Source organism: Pseudomonas sp. DW-iso3 (assembly GCF_058725305.1).
In genome coordinates, this window is the sequence record NZ_JBZXDZ010000001.1 from 708,204 (window position 1) to 723,936 (window position 15,733).

Here is a 15,733-nt window from a genome sequence, read left to right on the forward strand (position 1 = left end):
TCATGTTAAAACAGCGTGGGGTCGCGTCAGTCGTCGCGCGAGCCGCCGAACGACGCGCAACCGCGCTGCACCTGGCCGTTGACGCGCAACTCGGCGGTCATGTGTTGCAGGCTGCCGCTGACCGGGTCGACGCAACGCTGCGGGGCTACCCACAATTCCACGTGCTGGTTGTTGGCTTCGGTCATCAGGTTGAAGCGGCCGTCACCGATTTGTTCTTCCACATAGGGCACCGCCAGTGGCGGCTGGCCTTCGCGCTCCAGCACCAGGCCCTTGGCGGTGACGTTCATCACCCAGGTCGGTTTGTGGCCGTTGGCGCGCAGGATCATGCGTTTGAAGTCCGGGTCGTCGCAGGCCGACGTCGAGCGCTCGACGCGGTAGAGTTGTTGCAGGTCGACGCTGCCCTGGGTGCCGCTGGCGACCCCGGAGAACTTGCCACGCAGGTCGGCAAACAACGCGCCTTGCTCGCCGGCGAGGGAGGCCGCTTCCTGCAGGATGCTGGTGCCGCCGGTGTCGTTGACCACGTAGTTGCGTTTGTCATTGCACGGCTGGAACAGCAGTTTGCCGCCGACTGCGGTGAGTTCGCCCTGCATTCGGGTCAGCCCGGCCGTAGAAGGCTTGGCCGGATCGTTATCGAACATCTGGCAGGCGCCAAACAGGGGAAACAAGGCAAGTAGGGCAAGGGTATGGGCGGCACGCATTATCGGGTCTCCAGACAAGTGCCGCCACGTTACGCAGGCCTGCGCTGCATCACAACCCCGCCCGTTAGCTTCAGGTAATTCTGACAGGCAGCCTGATCACCCCACGATAAACGTCTGGCCGGTCTGCAAGCCTTCCACACTTTTTGCGTAGGCCAATGCCACGTCGGCGCCCGGCGCCGGTTTGTAGCCACGGAAGTACGGTGCGTAGCTGTCCATGGCTTCCAGTAACACCGTCGGGCTCACCGAGTTGACACGCAGGCCACGTGGCAGCTCGATTGCCGCTGCTTTGACGAAAGCATCCAGCGCACCATTGACCAGCGCAGCTGAAGCCCCGGTGCGAATCGGGTCGCGGTTCAGAATGCCACTGGTGAAGGTGAATGAGGCGCCATCGTTGGCGTATTCGCGGCCGATCAGCAGCAGGTTGACCTGGCCCATCAGTTTGTCACGCAGGCCCAGTTCGAAATCGCCTTCGCTCATCTCGCCTAGCGCCACGAACTTCACGCTGCCTGCCGCACAGACCAGGGCATCGAACTTGCCGGTCTGTTCGAACAGTTTGCGGATCGACGCGCTGTCGCTGATATCCACCTGGAAGTCACCGCTGTTGCGGCCGATGCTGATCACGTCGTGACGCTGGGCCAGTTCCGCCTTGATTGCTGAACCGACAGTGCCGCTGGCGCCAATCAATAGGATTTTCATGGTGCTGTTCCTCCAGGGAGTTAAGTGAGGGTTCAGTCTAGAGTGGCTTTTTTTGCGAATAAACGTGCTAATAGGCAACCTTTGGTTTTCAAATGGAAACAATCCGTGAGTGACATGGATGACCTGGCCGCGTTTGCGGTGCTGATCGAAGCCGGTAGTTTTACCGTGGCCGCCGAGCAATTGGGCTGCAGCAAAGGGCAGTTGTCCAAGCGGATCAGCCAGTTGGAAGCGCGGTTTTCCGTGGTATTGCTGCACCGCACCACCCGCAAGCTTAGCCTGACCGCGGCCGGCGCAGCGTTGCTGCCCCAGGCCCAGGCATTGGTGGTGCAGGTGGATCGTGCCCGACAGGCGTTGGCCCGGCTCAAGGATGATCTGGCTGGGCCGGTACGCATGACGGTGCCGGTGTCGCTGGGCGAGACCTTCTTCGACGGATTGTTGCTGGAGTTTTCCAAGCAGTACCCGCAGGTACAGATCGAGCTGGAGCTCAACAACAGCTACCGCGACCTGGCGCGGGATGGCTTTGACCTGGGGGTACGCTTAGGCGCGATCGAGAATGAGCGCCTGGTGGCCAAGCCGTTGTTGGCCTGGCATGAGATGACCTGCGCCAGCCCAGCCTACCTTGAGGAGCATGGCGAGCCGCAGACCCCGTCCGACCTGGCCGCGCACACCTGCCTGCTCAACAGCCATTACAGCGGGCGTGAAGAGTGGCTGTATCACCAGCAGCACGAATTGCTGCGGGTGCGGGTCAGCGGCACATTCGCCTCCAACCACTACAACCTGTTGAAAAAGGCCGCATTGGTGGGCGCCGGTATTGCGCGGCTGCCGTCCTACGTTCTCCCCGCGGAATTAGCGGACGGCCGTTTGCGCTGGCTCCTGCGCGATTATCAGACGCGGAGCATGCCGATGTACCTGGTGCATCCCTATCAGGGCGGTTTGCCGCGCCGCACCCAGGTGTTAGCCGATTATCTGGTGGGTTGGTTCAAGCGCAGCGGCGAGGCCCTGGATCGGCTTTAAGCATAGCGACGGGCGATCAGGTGATCGATGGACAGACGTCCCGGCCCTTTGGCCACCAGCAACAATAGCAGCGCGATCCAGGTCCCGTGGGTCGGGTAGGCGTCCGGGTAGACGAACAGCTGAATCACCAGGGTCATGCCGATCAGGGCCAAGGCCGAGAAGCGTGTGGCAAAGCCCACCAGGATCAATACCGGGAAAAAGTGCTCGGCAAATGCGGCCATAGGCGCTGCGACTTCGGGCGATAACAGGGGCACGTGGTATTCGCTGCGAAACAACGGCAACGTTGAGGCTGCCAGTTTGGGTTCACCCAGTTGGAAGGTGCCGCTGATCAAATCAATCGCGAAGCCTTCGACTTTGGTTTGCCCGGATTTCCAGAACACCGCGGCAATGGAAAAACGTGCGAGAAAGGCGATCAGGCTGTAGGGGATCTGCTCGAAAAGCGCGATGACCCGATTGATCAGGTACGACGGACGAGTATTCATGGCGATACCTTTTGTTCTGGATACAAATGAGTGATGGCGTTGTGGCTGATCAGCAGCGTCAGGCATTGGTGCAGGTCGAACTCGACTGACACTTCAAGCGCCTGCTCCACGGCTATTTCCAAGGGCGTGCCATGGGCCAGGCTGTCGATAAACGTGGCTGAACCGTGGTCGATAGCAAAGACCTGGACCTTCAGGCCCTGACGCATGACCAGCGCACCCTGGGCGTGCCAGGGATTCAGGGTGGCCAGGCCACCTTCGAGCTGGTGTGCGGCCCAGATGGCTACCACCGCATAAGTTGAATTCAATGTGGCAAGGGAGGGGTGCAGTTGCAGGCGCAATTTCCCCAGGGCTGACTGGCCTTGCAGTGCTTGGAGAACCGCCTGCTGTTCCAGCGGCTGGGTATCTGCTGCGTGGTAGGCACGCACGCGCAAGCGTTCCAGGCGTGCGACATCGGCCAGGTAGGGCACGCTGGCGGCAGGCTCGAAGTCCTGGATAAACGCCGCGAACGCACTGCCGTACTCGCTGATCAACGGGCTGGTGGGTGGGTAAGCCTGCACAAACAGGCCGGCCATTGCGCGGAAAAATTCCTCGCCCACCAGTTGTAATGTCACCGGGTAAGCCGTTGCCAGTGCGTTGATCAACGCGCTGTGCACGTTGTTGCGATACACCACAAAGCGGCTGGCAGGGTCGGCGCCATTGCTGCTGAACAGGCCATCGGGGCAGGCCAGATCCGGCGCCAACAAGGCCTCGGCGAACTCGTCATGCAGGCTCATGGGGTCACCTGCGACAGATGCCATTCGGCCTGTTGAGCCTCGGCCAGCAGTGCGCCGAATGCTGGCACCTGGTTATCCCGCTCGATCAGGGTCGCAACCGAGCCAACGTGTGCCAGTACTTTTTCGTACAGCTGCCACACGGCGTTATCGATTGGCGCGCCGTGATCATCGATCAGCAAGCGATCACCGAGGCTGTCAGTGTCTTCGGCAAAACCGGCCAGATGAATTTCGCCGACGGCCTGCAGCGGCAGGGCATCGATGTAGGCGAGTGGATCGCGCTGATGGTTGATGCACGACACATAGACGTTGTTGACGTCCAGCAGCAAACCACAGCCGGTGCGGCGGATGATTTCGCTGATGAAGTCGGTCTCGTCCAGGGTCGAGCGCTGGAATTGCAGATAAGTCGACGGGTTTTCCAGCAGCATTGGGCGCTTCAAGGTGCTCTGTACCTGGTCAATGTGTTCGCACACCCGTTGCAGGGTCGCGCTGTCGTAGGCCAGGGGCAGCAGGTCATTGAGGAACACCGGGCCATGGCTCGACCAGGCCAGGTGTTCGGAAAAAGACTGGGGGTGATAGCGATCGATCAGCGTGGCCAACCGTGCCAGGTGCTCACGGTCCAGCGGGTGTTCGCCGCCAATGGACAGGCCCACACCGTGCAAGGACAACGGGTACTGTTCGCGGATCAACCCCAGGTAATGATGAAACGGGCCGCCGGCCACCATGTAGTTTTCGGCGTGCACTTCAAAAAAACCGATGTCGGGTGAGGTCTCCAGCACTTCAAGGAAATGCTCATGCTTGAGCCCCAGCCCGGCCCGGCGGGGGAGGCCGGGCGCCTGAGCCTGGGAGATGGCGTGCAGGGATGAAAGAGTCATCATCAGTACTCAGGTTTTGCGAGGGATCAGGACTTGGCAGTGAAGGCCGCTTCCTGGCCGAATCCGGTCGGCGAGGTGGAGCTTGGGGTCTTGAGGCAGGTGCCGGCCGGGACCAGTTTCCAGGCGTTGGCCTGGTCTTTGGTTTTCGAGGTGCCGGCGCAGGAAGTGCCGGCACCCGCGGCGCAATCGTTCTTGCCAGCTTCGGCGACGCCAAAGCATTTCTGCATGTCGTCGGCAGCGTGGGCGGTGGTGGCCAGGGTGGACAGGCTCAGGGCGGAACCGAGGGCCAGGACGAGGGTGGCGGCGGACAGTTTGGTAGTCATGTTGAATCTCCAGCAGTGGGTTGAATTGGCGGGCTTGAGTGCCTGCTTGCACCACTAGAGGCGGGAAGGTGAGATTCGTTACACATCGCTTGAAAATAATTTCAAACAATGAAAGTTTCAGGGATCACACAAAGCAAAATGTGGGAGCGGGCTTGCTCGCGAATGCGGTGTTTCAGTCACTGAATGTGCTGACTGATCCACTTTATTCGCGAGCAAGCCCGCTCCCACATTTTTGATCGGGTTCCTACAGCAACCGTCTCTTAACCGCCCAGGTACGCCTCGCGCACCTTGGGATCGGTCAGCAACTGCTCGCCAGTCCCTTGCATCACCACCCGGCCGTTTTCCAGCACATAGGCGCGGTCAGCGATCTTCAAGGCCTGGTTGGCATTCTGTTCCACCAGGAACACCGTCACACCGTCCTTGCGCAGTTGTTCGATGATGTCGAAGATCTGCTGGATGATGATCGGCGCCAGGCCCAGTGAAGGTTCGTCCAGCAGCAACAGCTTGGGCTTGCTCATCAGCGCACGGCCGATGGCGAGCATTTGCTGCTCACCGCCGGACATGGTGCCGCCGCGTTGACTGAAGCGTTCCTTGAGCCTCGGGAACAGGTGCAATACCTTGTCCATCTGCTCCTGGTAGTCGCCCTTGTCGGTGAAGAACCCGCCCATGGCCAGGTTCTCTTCCACGGTCAGGCGCGAGAACACGCGACGGCCTTCCGGCACCACCGCAATGCTCTTTCGCATGATCTGCGACGACTGCTGGCCCACCAGCTCTTCGCCCATGTAGCGGATGCTGCCGCTGTGGGCTTGCGGCGAACCGCACAGGGTCATCAGCAAGGTCGATTTGCCGGCACCGTTGGCGCCGATCAGCGTGACGATCTCGCCTTGGCGCACTTCCACGTTGACGCTGTGCAGGGCCTGGATCTTGCCGTAGAAAGTGGAAACGTTTTCGAATTGCAGCATTTTACGCTTCCCCCAAATAGGCTTTGATCACTTCAGGATTGTCGCGGATCTGCTCCGGCGTGCCGTTGGCCAAAGGTGTGCCCTGGTTGATCACCACGATGTGGTCGGAAATGCTCATGACCAGTTTCATGTCGTGTTCGATCAACAGCACGGTGGCGTTGTTTTCCTCACGCAACACGCTGATCAGGGCCTTGAGGTCTTCGGTTTCCTTGGGGTTCAGGCCGGCCGCGGGTTCGTCGAGCATGAGGATCCGCGGACGGGTCATCATGCAACGGGCGATTTCCAGGCGACGTTGCTGCCCATAGGCCAGGGTGCCGGCGGGGCGGTTGGCGAACTCGGTGAGGTTGACCTTGTCCAGCCAGTACTCCGCATATTCCATGGCCTCGCGCTCGCTCTTGCGGAACGCCGGGGTCTTGAACAAGCCTGCGAAGAAATTGGTGTTCAGGTGGCGGTGCTGGGCGATCAGCAGGTTTTCGACCGCCGTCATGTCCTTGAACAACCGCACGTTCTGGAAGGTCCGCACCACGCCTTTGCGGGCGATCTCGTGACCGGCCAGGCCCTGGATCGGTTGGCCGTCCAGCAGGATGCTGCCACCGCTCGGCTTGTAGAAACCGGTGAGGCAGTTGAACACCGTGGTCTTGCCGGCGCCGTTGGGGCCGATCAGCGCTACGACTTGTTTTTCTTTGACGGTCAGGGCTACGCCGTTGACCGCTAGCAAACCGCCGAAGCGCATGCTCAGATTTTCGACTTTCAGGATCTCGCGGCTCATTTGCGCAGCTCCATGTGTGGACGTTGCATGGGCAGCAGGCCTTGAGGACGCCAGATCATCATCAGCACCATCATGGCGCCGAACATCAACATGCGGTATTCGCTGAACTCACGCATCATTTCCGGCAGCAGGATCATCACGATCGCCGCCAGGATCACGCCCAGTTGCGAGCCCATGCCACCCAATACCACGATGGCGAGGATGATCGCCGACTCGATGAAGGTGAACGACTCCGGGGTCACCAGGCCTTGGCGAGCGGCGAAGAAGCTGCCGGCGAAACCGGCGAACGCAGCCCCCAGGGTGAACGCGGAGAGTTTGATGATGGTCGGGTTCAGGCCCAGTGCGCGGCAGGCGATCTCATCTTCGCGCAACGCTTCCCACGCGCGGCCGATCGGCATGCGCAGCAGGCGGTTGATCACGAACAAGGCGGCCAATGCCAGTAACAGCGCCACCAGGTACAGGAACACCACTTTGCTCACGGGGTTGTAGTCGATCCCGAAGTATTCGTGGAAGGTCTGCATGCCTTCAGCGGCGGTACGGTCGAACGACAGCCCGAAGAACGTCGGCTTGGGGATGCTGCTGATACCGTTGGGGCCGCCGGTGATGTCGGTGAGGTTACGCAGGAACAGACGGATGATTTCACCGAAGCCCAGGGTCACGATCGCCAGGTAGTCACCGCGCAGGCGCAGTACCGGGAAGCCCAGCAGGAAGCCGAACGTGGCCGCCGCCATGCCCGCCAATGGCAGGCAGATCCAGAAACTCCAGCCCAGGTAATGCGAGAGCAGTGCGTAGGTGTAGGCACCCACGGCATAGAAGCCCACGTAACCCAGATCGAGCAGGCCGGCCAGGCCGACCACGATGTTCAGGCCAAGGCCCAGCAACACGTAGATCAGGATCAGGGTGGCGATATCGACCGCGCCGCGCGAGCCGAAGAACGGCCAAATGAGTGCGGCGATGATCAGGGCAATGATGATGTAGCGCTGCGTGCGTGGCAGGGTCAGGAATTGGCTGACCTTGGGCGACACCAACGGACCACGGTTGCTCTTGAACAGGGCACCGACCTGCTGGGTGAACAGCACGCGCAGGAACATCAGCACCGAGCAGAGGGCAATGATGGTCAGGGTCACGGGACCGGTGCCATGCACTTCCAGATTGATGCCGACAATGCTCAGCTTGAGACCGAGTACCGGAAAGGCCACGGCCCATACCAGCAAGGCGCTGAAGAACGCCGATTTAAGATATCTGCTCATACTTTCTCAACCTCCGGACGGCCCAGGATTCCGGTCGGACGGAACAACAGCACCAGAACCAACAGGCCGAACGCCACGACGTCCTTGTACTGGTCGCCGAAGATATCGGCGCCAAAGGCTTCGGCCACACCCAGCACCAGGCCACCGAGCATCGCGCCCGGAATACTGCCGATGCCGCCCAATACCGCCGCGGTAAAGGCCTTGAGGCCTACCAGGAAACCGGCGTTAGGGTTGATCACGCCGTACTGCATGCTCAGCAGCACCGCTGCAACGGCGGCCAGCGCGGCGCCGATCACGAAGGTCAGGGCGATGATGTTGTTGGTGTTGATGCCCAGCAGGTTGGCCATCTTGATGTCTTCGGCGCAGGCCCGACAGGCGCGCCCCAGACGGGAGCGGGAGATGAACAGGGTCAGGCCCAGCATCGCCACCAGAGTGACGACGAAAACCAGGATCTGCATGTAGGAAATCAGGACTTCTTCCGCACCACCCGGACCGAAGGAGAAGCTCCCCGGGATCAGGTTGGGAATGGACTTGTCCTTGGAATCCTGGGACAGCAATACGGTGTTCTGTAGGAAAATCGACATGCCAATGGCGGAAATCAGCGGGATCAAACGGTTGCTGCCACGCAAGGGGCGATAGGCAACGCGCTCGATACTGTAGCCATAGGCACTGGTTACGACGATCGACGCAAGGAACGCAGCGGTCATCAACAGCGGCAGGGAGTGGATACCCATCATGGCCAACCCGGCAAGGGCGATAAAGGCCACGTAGGAACCAATCATGTAGACCTCGCCATGGGCGAAGTTGATCATTCCAATGATGCCGTAAACCATTGTGTAGCCAATGGCTATCAAGGCATAGGTGCTGCCAATGGTCAGGCCATTAACCAGCTGTTGGAAAAAATGATAGATCTCAGGCATTACAGCGCTCCTAAAAACCCGATACGCATTTCACTGGTGGAGTCATGTTCCGGCCCCGTGCTGTGTTCTGTGAGCACATTTGCACAAAGCGTTTGCCAGCGAACCGCTGGTGACGGTTTTAAGATTTTCAGGTGAGCCAGCGCCCGGATCGCGGGTGTCAGGCCCATAAACCTCGTAAAACAAAGCCCACTGCTCTCACAGTGGGCTTGTTGGACCAGTAATGCCTGGCTTACTGAGGGGAAACTTCGGTTTTTGGTTTACCGAAGTGCCATTCGTAGACCACGAACTTGAAGTCCTTCAGGTCGCCCTTGGCGTCGAAGCTCAGGTCGCCGGTAGGGGTCTTGAAGGTGCCCGCGTGGATGGCTTCGGCCACCTTGGCGGTGTCTTCGCTCTTCGCAGCCTTGATACCGCCGGCGATCACTTCAATGGCCGAGTAGGCTGGGAACACGAATGGACCGGTTGGGTCCTGCTTGTTCTTGGCGAACTCTTCAACGATGGCTTTGTTGGCCGGGTCGGTGTCGAAGGATTTAGGCAGGGTCACCAGCAGGCCTTCGGAAGCGCCCTGGGCGATTTGCGAGATGGAGTCGTTGCCGACGCCTTCTGGCCCCATGAACTTGGCGTTCAGGCCTTTTTCCTTGGCTTGGCGCAGGATCAGGCCCAGCTCAGGGTGGTAGCCGCCGTAGTAGACGAAGTCGACGTTGGCTTGCTTGAGTTTCTGGATGATCGAGGAGAAGTCTTTGTCGCCGGCGTTCAGGCCTTCGAAGACGGCAACCTTGGTGCCTTTCTTCTCGAGGGTCTGTTTGACGGCGGTGGCGATGCCTTCACCGTATTGCTGCTTGTCGTGCAGTACGGCCACGATCTTCGGCTTCACGTGGTCGGCGATGTAGTTGCCGGCGGCTGGGCCTTGAGCGCTGTCCAGGCCGATGGTGCGGAAGATCAGCTTGTAGCCACGCGCGGTGATTTCCGGGCTGGTGGCAGCCGGGGTAATCATGATCACGCCTTCATCTTCATAGATGTCGGAGGCAGGTTGAGTGGAGCTGGAGCAGAGGTGACCGACCACGAACTTGACGCCGTCGTTGACCACTTTGTTGGCGACGGCAACGGCTTGTTTAGGATCGCAAGCGTCGTCGTATTCCTTGGCTTCAAGCATTTTTCCGTCGACGCCGCCTTTGGCGTTGATGTCGGCGATGGCTTGCTTGGCACCCATGAATTGCATGTCGCCGTATTGCGTCACTGGACCGGTCTTAGGACCTGCGATACCGATCTTGATGGTGTCGGCTGCGAACGAATGGCCGGCAACCCCAGCCAGGACCATAGCGGCAAACAGTTTGGAAATCTGCTTAGTAGCCTTATTCATAGTGCTCCACTCTTACTGTTGTATTTTTTATAGTTCTAGCGGCCTTGTGAGCTGCAGAACCGGATCAGATATCTCGGATATCCCCCCGGCAGTGCCCTGGCAACTGTACCGGTACAGTGTAGAGCGCCGGTTGATCGCTTGAAAAGCTGGCTGCTGGGGGCAAAACCCGGGTATGTCGCTTAAATGAAAGAAAAAGACAGAATTGCGGCGGGGTTATGCCGGAGTTTCAGGCAATCCTTGGCTTTCCTGACACTTTCTATCGGTGACTCATTTGCAACTGGGTTTTTCTGCTTGAGGTGTGACGCTATGATTGCGCCGATTTTTTCCCAAGGTGAACTCCCATGACGCAAGAACCTAGCACCCTCTATGCCAAGCTGCTCGGTGAAACCGCCGAAATATCCTGGAAGGAGCTTGAGCCGTTCTTTGCCAAGGGTGCCCTATTGTGGGTCGACGCCGGCCTGGATTTGATCGAGGCCGCCGAAGGCATGGCCGAAGATAATCGCGACAAAGTCGCTGCCTGGCTGGCTGCCGGGAGCCTTGGCGAAGTGTCTGCGACGCGGGCATTGGACCTGGTTGAGCGTGATCCGAGCCTGTGGGCGGTGGTGGTATCGCCGTGGATTCTGATCCAGGAAAGGGCAGTGTAAGAAAAGATTGCACGAAAAAGGTGCGTGGTTTTTGCTGTCTTAAGTGTGTAGCGGAGTAACTGCTGACGCCGTGATGGCACGTTGCCGTAGAGAAAGGTCACAGGTGAGGGTGACGTGCACGTCATGGGAACAGTTAGGGCGCTGGCCGAATCGCTGCGCAATTGTTTCCAGGTGTGCCAGGACTGAAGGTATCTGTTGTCTGGACTGCCGCATTCGCGAGCAAGCCCGCTCCCACATGCGACCGCATTTGTGCAGGATGCACACGGTCAACTGTGGGAGCGGGCTTGCTCGCGAAGAGGGCAACGCGGCCTAGGCGGTTTTCCCGGTATGGTTATTCAACGAAATAACCTTGGTCTTGCCAATCCGGTGACGGTAAATCTCGCGCAGGTACTTGATCGCCTTCTTCACGCAATCCCGTGACAGGCGGATGTCATTGATCGACACAAACTTCTCTTTGTCGTTGATCAACTCGCGGTACTTCTTCTCATACATCGGTTTGATCGCGTACCAGTTGGTATCGAGGATCTTCGCCGGGTTTTCGAACTCGTTGAGCAGCTCGTCGATACGGTCTTCGTCGAAGTCCTCGTGGATGATGAAGTCCAGGATCGAATTGTCCAGCGTGTCATCGAAGCGGTACGGGTTGCGCGCAAAGCAACGTTTGATGAATGCCACGATCAGCGTAAGAAAGTCGTCCGACAGGCACGGGCTCTTGGCGATCAGGGTGGTCAGCGACAAGTTGGCCGAAGCGCCGATCACCAAGGCATAGCGCTTGAGGGTGGTATTGGGGAACAGGCTGTTGAGGTGGGTCTTGAGCCGGTTCAGGTCCATGTAGGACAGCTTGTAGTCCTTGGGCAATGAAACGATCGACACCACCGACGAACAGTTTTTGAAGAAGTGCAGGTCGTGCAACGCGGCCGCGTCGTAGCCCGAATTCTTGTACTGCTCCAGCGACGCCTTGTAGCGCTTGGACTCGATCGGCAGCAGGCTGATGCCTTCGATGGCTTGGGTGACCTTGTTGAAGTGCGGCAGGTCGATGGAGCGGAAGAACAGGTCGTCGATGTTCAGGCGCTGCGGCTCTTTGTCGAATACCTTGAACTTGTCGCTCGACGGCGCCGGGGTTTCCGGGACGACGGATTCGGCATAGGCAATCGCCACCGGGCCGGCCAGGCTCATGAACAGGTCGTTGGCATCCAGGCGAATGGTTTCGCCGATGTCGATACCGGCACGACGGAAGTAGTTCTGGTCGTAGTCGGTGGTCACGGCCTGGGCCGTGAGGATGTTGAAGATCTGCTGGGAAATGTACTGGTTGGCGTGTTTTTCCATCGCATTGACGTCAATGTTCTGGATATTGCCGTCATCGCTTTCTTCGGCATAACGCATGATGTCGTTGGAGATCAGCATCATCGCGTTCCACGGCCGGATACGCCCCTTCACGCTGGCTTCGCTGCTGTCTTCGTTGGCAAAGTTGTACGAGAAATCCCATTCTTCCGACAGGTATTTGCACAGCAGTCGCCCGGCGTTGATGTGCAGCGCCTCGGACATTTCACTGCGGTGGTCGGAAATATTCGGCAGCACGCAGATGCCGCTGGTGAAGATCGGCTCGAACACAAAGGCATGGCCGCTTTTGCTGTCGTGCTCGTCGGCGGGCTTGGTGTCGAACGTTTTGTTCATGTACGAGTGCTGCTGGGCCAGGCCGAATTCGGAGGCCATGCCCGAACCGGTGCCGCCGCCGGCGCTGAAGATCGAGAAGTACAGGCGCGACTGGTTGGCTTTGATACCGCAAGAGTCGATCAGGTACGAGTGGATCATCTTCCAATCGGGGCTGGAAAAGCGCTGGGTGTCTTTGTTGAGGATGATCTTGGCCAGGTACTGGCCGAGGATCGGCGCGTTACCGGCACCACCGGCATGGACCTCCGACAAGTCCATGATCTTCATTTTGCTGTAGTCGCGCAGGAAGCCGCTTTTTTCGCCCTTGCGCGAGAAACGGATGCGCCCGGCGATGTCCTTGTCCAGGTCGCCGAGCATGACCAGCGGCTCCACCAGGAACACAGGTTTGCTGGCCTTGCCGCCGCCCAGGCGCAGATTGTTGCGGATCCACTGGGCCGGGCTGTAGCCCTTGTCCTGCGATTTGTCTTCGTTGCTGAATTCGTTCAGGTAGAACTTGCGCGCGTTGTACACCAACTCCGCCACGTCCAGTGCGATGTTCGAACCGCAGCGGCCCAGGCCGATCAGGCATACCGAGGGAAATTCCTGCTCGTTGCGCGGGTCGGTATCGCCTTCCAAGTGGGGCGGGCGCGGGAACACCATGTCGCGCAGGCCGTCGAGGTTGTCGAGAATGCGGTCGGTATTGGTTTCGGTGAAGTACAGGTATTGCTGGGTGGCCGACGGGCGGGTGGTGCTCAATGACGTTGAACCTGAGGGTTTGTCCGCAGGCGCTGGGGGCAACACGTCGGATACCAGGGTGGCAGAGTTATTTTTAGAGGTCATTGTGCGCCATGTGCCTGGGCGGACGGCTAAAGAGTATCAAGTAGCCATCACGGAGTGGGAGTTCGCGACTTTACTGCGCGTCCTTGTCCTGGGCGAGTGGGCTAAACCCGAGTGTTTTCAGGGAAAACCTGGCCGGACTCTGATGAATCGGCCGTTTGTCGGGGTTCTTTAGGCAAATGATGGCTAAATGCCAAGGATTCGACGTCAACGAATTGGCCTGACGATCGACGTGGAGCTGCCACGGTTTGGGGAGGGGTCTTTCGTCGAACTGCTGTCCTTGCTGCCCACCCCTCTGTGCGCAGGGAGAGGGTTGCGCTGGTTGATGCCCTGCATCACGCCGATGATCTCACTGGCCGGCACCGCCGGACTTAGCAGGTAACCCTGCACGAAATCGCAGCCATGCTTGAGTAGCACCTCGAATTGGGCCTGGGTTTCCACGCCTTCGGTCACCACCTGCAAGTGCAGGGTGTGAGCCATGCCGATCACCGCCTGGACGATCTCGATATCGGCGGTGGACTTGGGAATGTCCTGGATAAACGAGCGGTCTATCTTCAGGGTGTTGAGTGGCAAGCGTTTGAGATAAGCGAGGGACGAGTAGCCCGTGCCGAAGTCGTCGATGGCCAGCGACACGCCCAGCGCGCGGATCTGCCGCAGCAACGCCAAGGTGCTGCTGATGTTGCCCATCAGTGCGTTTTCGGTGACTTCCAGCTCCAGGCGGTTGGCGCCGATCCCGCTGAAGCGCAACGCGTCTTCGATTTCATCCGCCAGCTCATCGCGCGCCAGGTTAAGGGCCGAGCAGTTCACTGACATGGTCAAGTCGGTGTAGCCGCGGTCAGCCAGCAGGCTCAGGTCATGACAGGCTTGGCGCAACACCCAATGGTCCAGTTCGGCAATCAGGCCGTTGCTTTCGGCGATGCCGATAAAGCGGTCCGGGGCCAGCAAGCCGTGCTGTGGATGTTGCCAGCGCACTAGGGCTTCGAGCCGCGTGACCTTGCCCAATTTCATGTCGAAGATCGGTTGATAGAACAACACCAGTTGGTTATGGGTGCGCAGCGCTCCGCGTAATTCCTCTTCCAGTTGCAGTTCGAGGAAGGCGCGAGTTTTCAGGTTGGAACTGAAAAAGTTGAGATTGTTGCGCCCGGCATCCTTGGACTGGTACAGCGCCAGATCGGCGGTTTTCAGCAGTTCTTCGCAAGTCAGGCCGTCGTCGGGGAACAGGCTGATACCAATGCTAGTGGTCATCACCATGCGTCGGCCGGCCAATTCGATGGGCTCTTTCATCTGTTGCATGATGCGCTGGGCCAGGTGCCGGGCTTCGTCGCGGTGGTGAATGCTGATCAGGATGCAAAACTCATCGCCGCCAAACCGTGCGACCACATCCGCGTGGCTGCGCACCGAGCCCTTGATATGCCCGGCCAGCACGCTGAGTAACTGGTCGCCGGCGTCATGCCCGAGGCTGTCATTGATGCGCTTGAAGTGATCAATATCGAGGAATATCACGGCCATCATGCCGTTGGAGGCGGTTTTTTCGGCGAGCTTCTCCGCAAAAATCTGGTTGAACCCTCGGCGATTGAGCAGGCTGGTCAGGGCGTCGTAATGGGCTACTTGTTGCAGCGAGGCGCGAGCCTGGTCCAGTTCGCTGAGCAGTGCATTGACCCGGCGCAGGTCACGTTCCTTGTGCTGCAGTTTCTTGTCGGCCAGAGCGGCGCTGATGCTGCTGCCGATCACCAGCAGGGTGATGACGGCCACCGACAGGCCCAGTTGAATGGGGTTGTTATCCACTGCCAGTGAGAGGTCAGCGCCGGTGGGGACGATTAATTGCAGAGCGGCCATGCCCGTAAAATGCATGCTCAGGATCCCCGCGCCCAAGACCAGGCTGGCGGCGTATTTGAGCAGTTGATGGAACACGCCCGTGCCCGTGCGCAGGTAACTCGACAGCAACAACGCCGCGAGGCTGGCACCCATGGCAATGCCAACCGAGGCCAGGAACAGTCCCGAATCGAAATACATCTGGGCCTGGGAGCGCATGGCCGACATGCCAACGTAATGCATCAAGGCGATGCCGATGCCCATCCAGATGGACGCCAGCAAATACTGGTGAAAGCGCAGGTTGGAGTGACTGAGGGTTTGCATGGCGATCAACGACGCGATCAGCGCGATCAGCAAGGATGCGAACGTCATGAACAGTTCGTAATGGATCACAATCGGGGCCTGGAAGGCCAGCATGCTGATGAAATGGGTGGACCAGATCCCGCCTGCCAGGCAACCGGCACCGAGCCAGCGCCAATGGCGCCGCGCGGTAGGGTCTTCGACATGGCCGACGCGTTCGGCCATGTCCAGTGTGCCAAAGCCCGCCGCACACGCAACCAGGTAGGCGAGCAACACCAGGAAGGGGTTATGACTGCAATTGAGTAATAAGTGCCCGCTCGCTGGAAGTTCGGTAAAAAAATGCAGACCCAGCCATTCCATAGCATGTCCCGTCATAG

The 15,733-nt window shown here is 59.2% G+C and carries 15 protein-coding genes; 2 read left to right on the forward strand and 13 right to left on the reverse strand.

All coding sequences use genetic code 11. The features are described from left to right. Positions 1–26 precede the first annotated feature (26 nt). Positions 27–698, reverse strand: a complete 672-nt coding sequence (locus AC4PS7_RS03275) for a COG3650 family protein (RefSeq protein WP_021492391.1) — start codon at positions 696–698, stop codon at positions 27–29. A gap of 96 nt (positions 699–794) precedes the next feature. After that, on the reverse strand, positions 795–1,394 hold the full coding sequence (locus AC4PS7_RS03280) for a short chain dehydrogenase (protein WP_010212372.1): 600 nt from the start codon (positions 1,392–1,394) through the stop codon (positions 795–797). Between the two features lie 105 nt (positions 1,395–1,499). Between AC4PS7_RS03280 and AC4PS7_RS03285 the strand changes: the two genes are divergently transcribed. Further along, the gene (locus AC4PS7_RS03285) at positions 1,500–2,408 is read left to right on the forward strand and encodes a LysR family transcriptional regulator (RefSeq protein ID WP_021492390.1); all 909 of its coding nucleotides are present in this window, start codon (positions 1,500–1,502) and stop codon (positions 2,406–2,408) included. On the opposite strand, the gene AC4PS7_RS03290 is transcribed toward AC4PS7_RS03285, so the two are convergent. The 9 genes from AC4PS7_RS03290 to AC4PS7_RS03330 all read right to left on the reverse strand — a co-directional run bounded on the left by AC4PS7_RS03290 (position 2,405) and on the right by AC4PS7_RS03330 (position 10,116). Next, on the reverse strand, positions 2,405–2,890 hold the full coding sequence (locus AC4PS7_RS03290) for a DoxX family protein (protein WP_010212370.1): 486 nt from the start codon (positions 2,888–2,890) through the stop codon (positions 2,405–2,407). The genes AC4PS7_RS03285 and AC4PS7_RS03290 overlap by 4 nt on opposite strands. Further along, positions 2,887–3,663, reverse strand: coding sequence for an HvfC/BufC N-terminal domain-containing protein (locus tag AC4PS7_RS03295; RefSeq protein WP_460114752.1), 777 nt, complete (start codon positions 3,661–3,663; stop codon positions 2,887–2,889). Before AC4PS7_RS03295 ends, AC4PS7_RS03290 begins: the two co-directional genes overlap by 4 nt. Then, positions 3,660–4,538, reverse strand: coding sequence for an MNIO family bufferin maturase (gene bufB / locus AC4PS7_RS03300; RefSeq protein ID WP_460114751.1), 879 nt, complete (start codon positions 4,536–4,538; stop codon positions 3,660–3,662). The genes AC4PS7_RS03295 and bufB overlap by 4 nt, the downstream gene beginning before the upstream one ends. Before the next feature lie 23 nt (positions 4,539–4,561). Beyond that, positions 4,562–4,858, reverse strand: a complete 297-nt coding sequence (locus tag AC4PS7_RS03305) for a BufA1 family periplasmic bufferin-type metallophore (RefSeq protein ID WP_010212367.1) — start codon at positions 4,856–4,858, stop codon at positions 4,562–4,564. Positions 4,859–5,118: 260 nt separating this feature from the next. Beyond that, complete coding sequence (locus tag AC4PS7_RS03310) at positions 5,119–5,820, reverse strand: ABC transporter ATP-binding protein (RefSeq protein WP_010212366.1); 702 nt, start codon at positions 5,818–5,820, stop codon at positions 5,119–5,121. A gap of 1 nt (position 5,821) precedes the next feature. After that, positions 5,822–6,589 carry a high-affinity branched-chain amino acid ABC transporter ATP-binding protein LivG gene (gene livG, locus AC4PS7_RS03315; RefSeq protein WP_010212365.1) on the reverse strand — a complete coding sequence of 256 codons (768 nt, stop codon included), beginning with the start codon at positions 6,587–6,589 and terminating at the stop codon, positions 5,822–5,824. After that, positions 6,586–7,839, reverse strand: a complete 1,254-nt coding sequence (locus AC4PS7_RS03320; protein WP_010212364.1) for a high-affinity branched-chain amino acid ABC transporter permease LivM — start codon at positions 7,837–7,839, stop codon at positions 6,586–6,588. The genes livG and AC4PS7_RS03320 overlap by 4 nt, the downstream gene beginning before the upstream one ends. Further along, a complete protein-coding gene (gene livH, locus AC4PS7_RS03325; protein WP_003172375.1) occupies positions 7,836–8,759 on the reverse strand; it encodes a high-affinity branched-chain amino acid ABC transporter permease LivH in 924 nt (307 codons plus the stop codon). The genes AC4PS7_RS03320 and livH overlap by 4 nt, the downstream gene beginning before the upstream one ends. Positions 8,760–8,988: 229 nt before the next feature. Further along, complete coding sequence (locus tag AC4PS7_RS03330) at positions 8,989–10,116, reverse strand: branched-chain amino acid ABC transporter substrate-binding protein (RefSeq protein WP_010212361.1); 1,128 nt, start codon at positions 10,114–10,116, stop codon at positions 8,989–8,991. 341 nt (positions 10,117–10,457) lie between these two features. Between AC4PS7_RS03330 and AC4PS7_RS03335 the strand changes: the two genes are divergently transcribed. Continuing rightward, positions 10,458–10,760 (forward strand): DUF2288 domain-containing protein, encoded by a 303-nt coding sequence (locus AC4PS7_RS03335; RefSeq protein ID WP_010212359.1) that lies wholly within the window; start codon positions 10,458–10,460, stop codon positions 10,758–10,760. Positions 10,761–11,069: 309 nt separating this feature from the next. Here the strand turns inward: AC4PS7_RS03335 and AC4PS7_RS03340 are convergent, their stop codons facing one another. Then, positions 11,070–13,247, reverse strand: coding sequence for a hypothetical protein (locus AC4PS7_RS03340; RefSeq protein ID WP_021492386.1), 2,178 nt, complete (start codon positions 13,245–13,247; stop codon positions 11,070–11,072). A 204-nt stretch (positions 13,248–13,451) separates the two neighbouring features. Next, a complete protein-coding gene (locus AC4PS7_RS03345) occupies positions 13,452–15,716 on the reverse strand; it encodes a putative bifunctional diguanylate cyclase/phosphodiesterase (RefSeq protein ID WP_010212354.1) in 2,265 nt (754 codons plus the stop codon). Between the last annotated feature and the right edge of the window lie 17 nt (positions 15,717–15,733).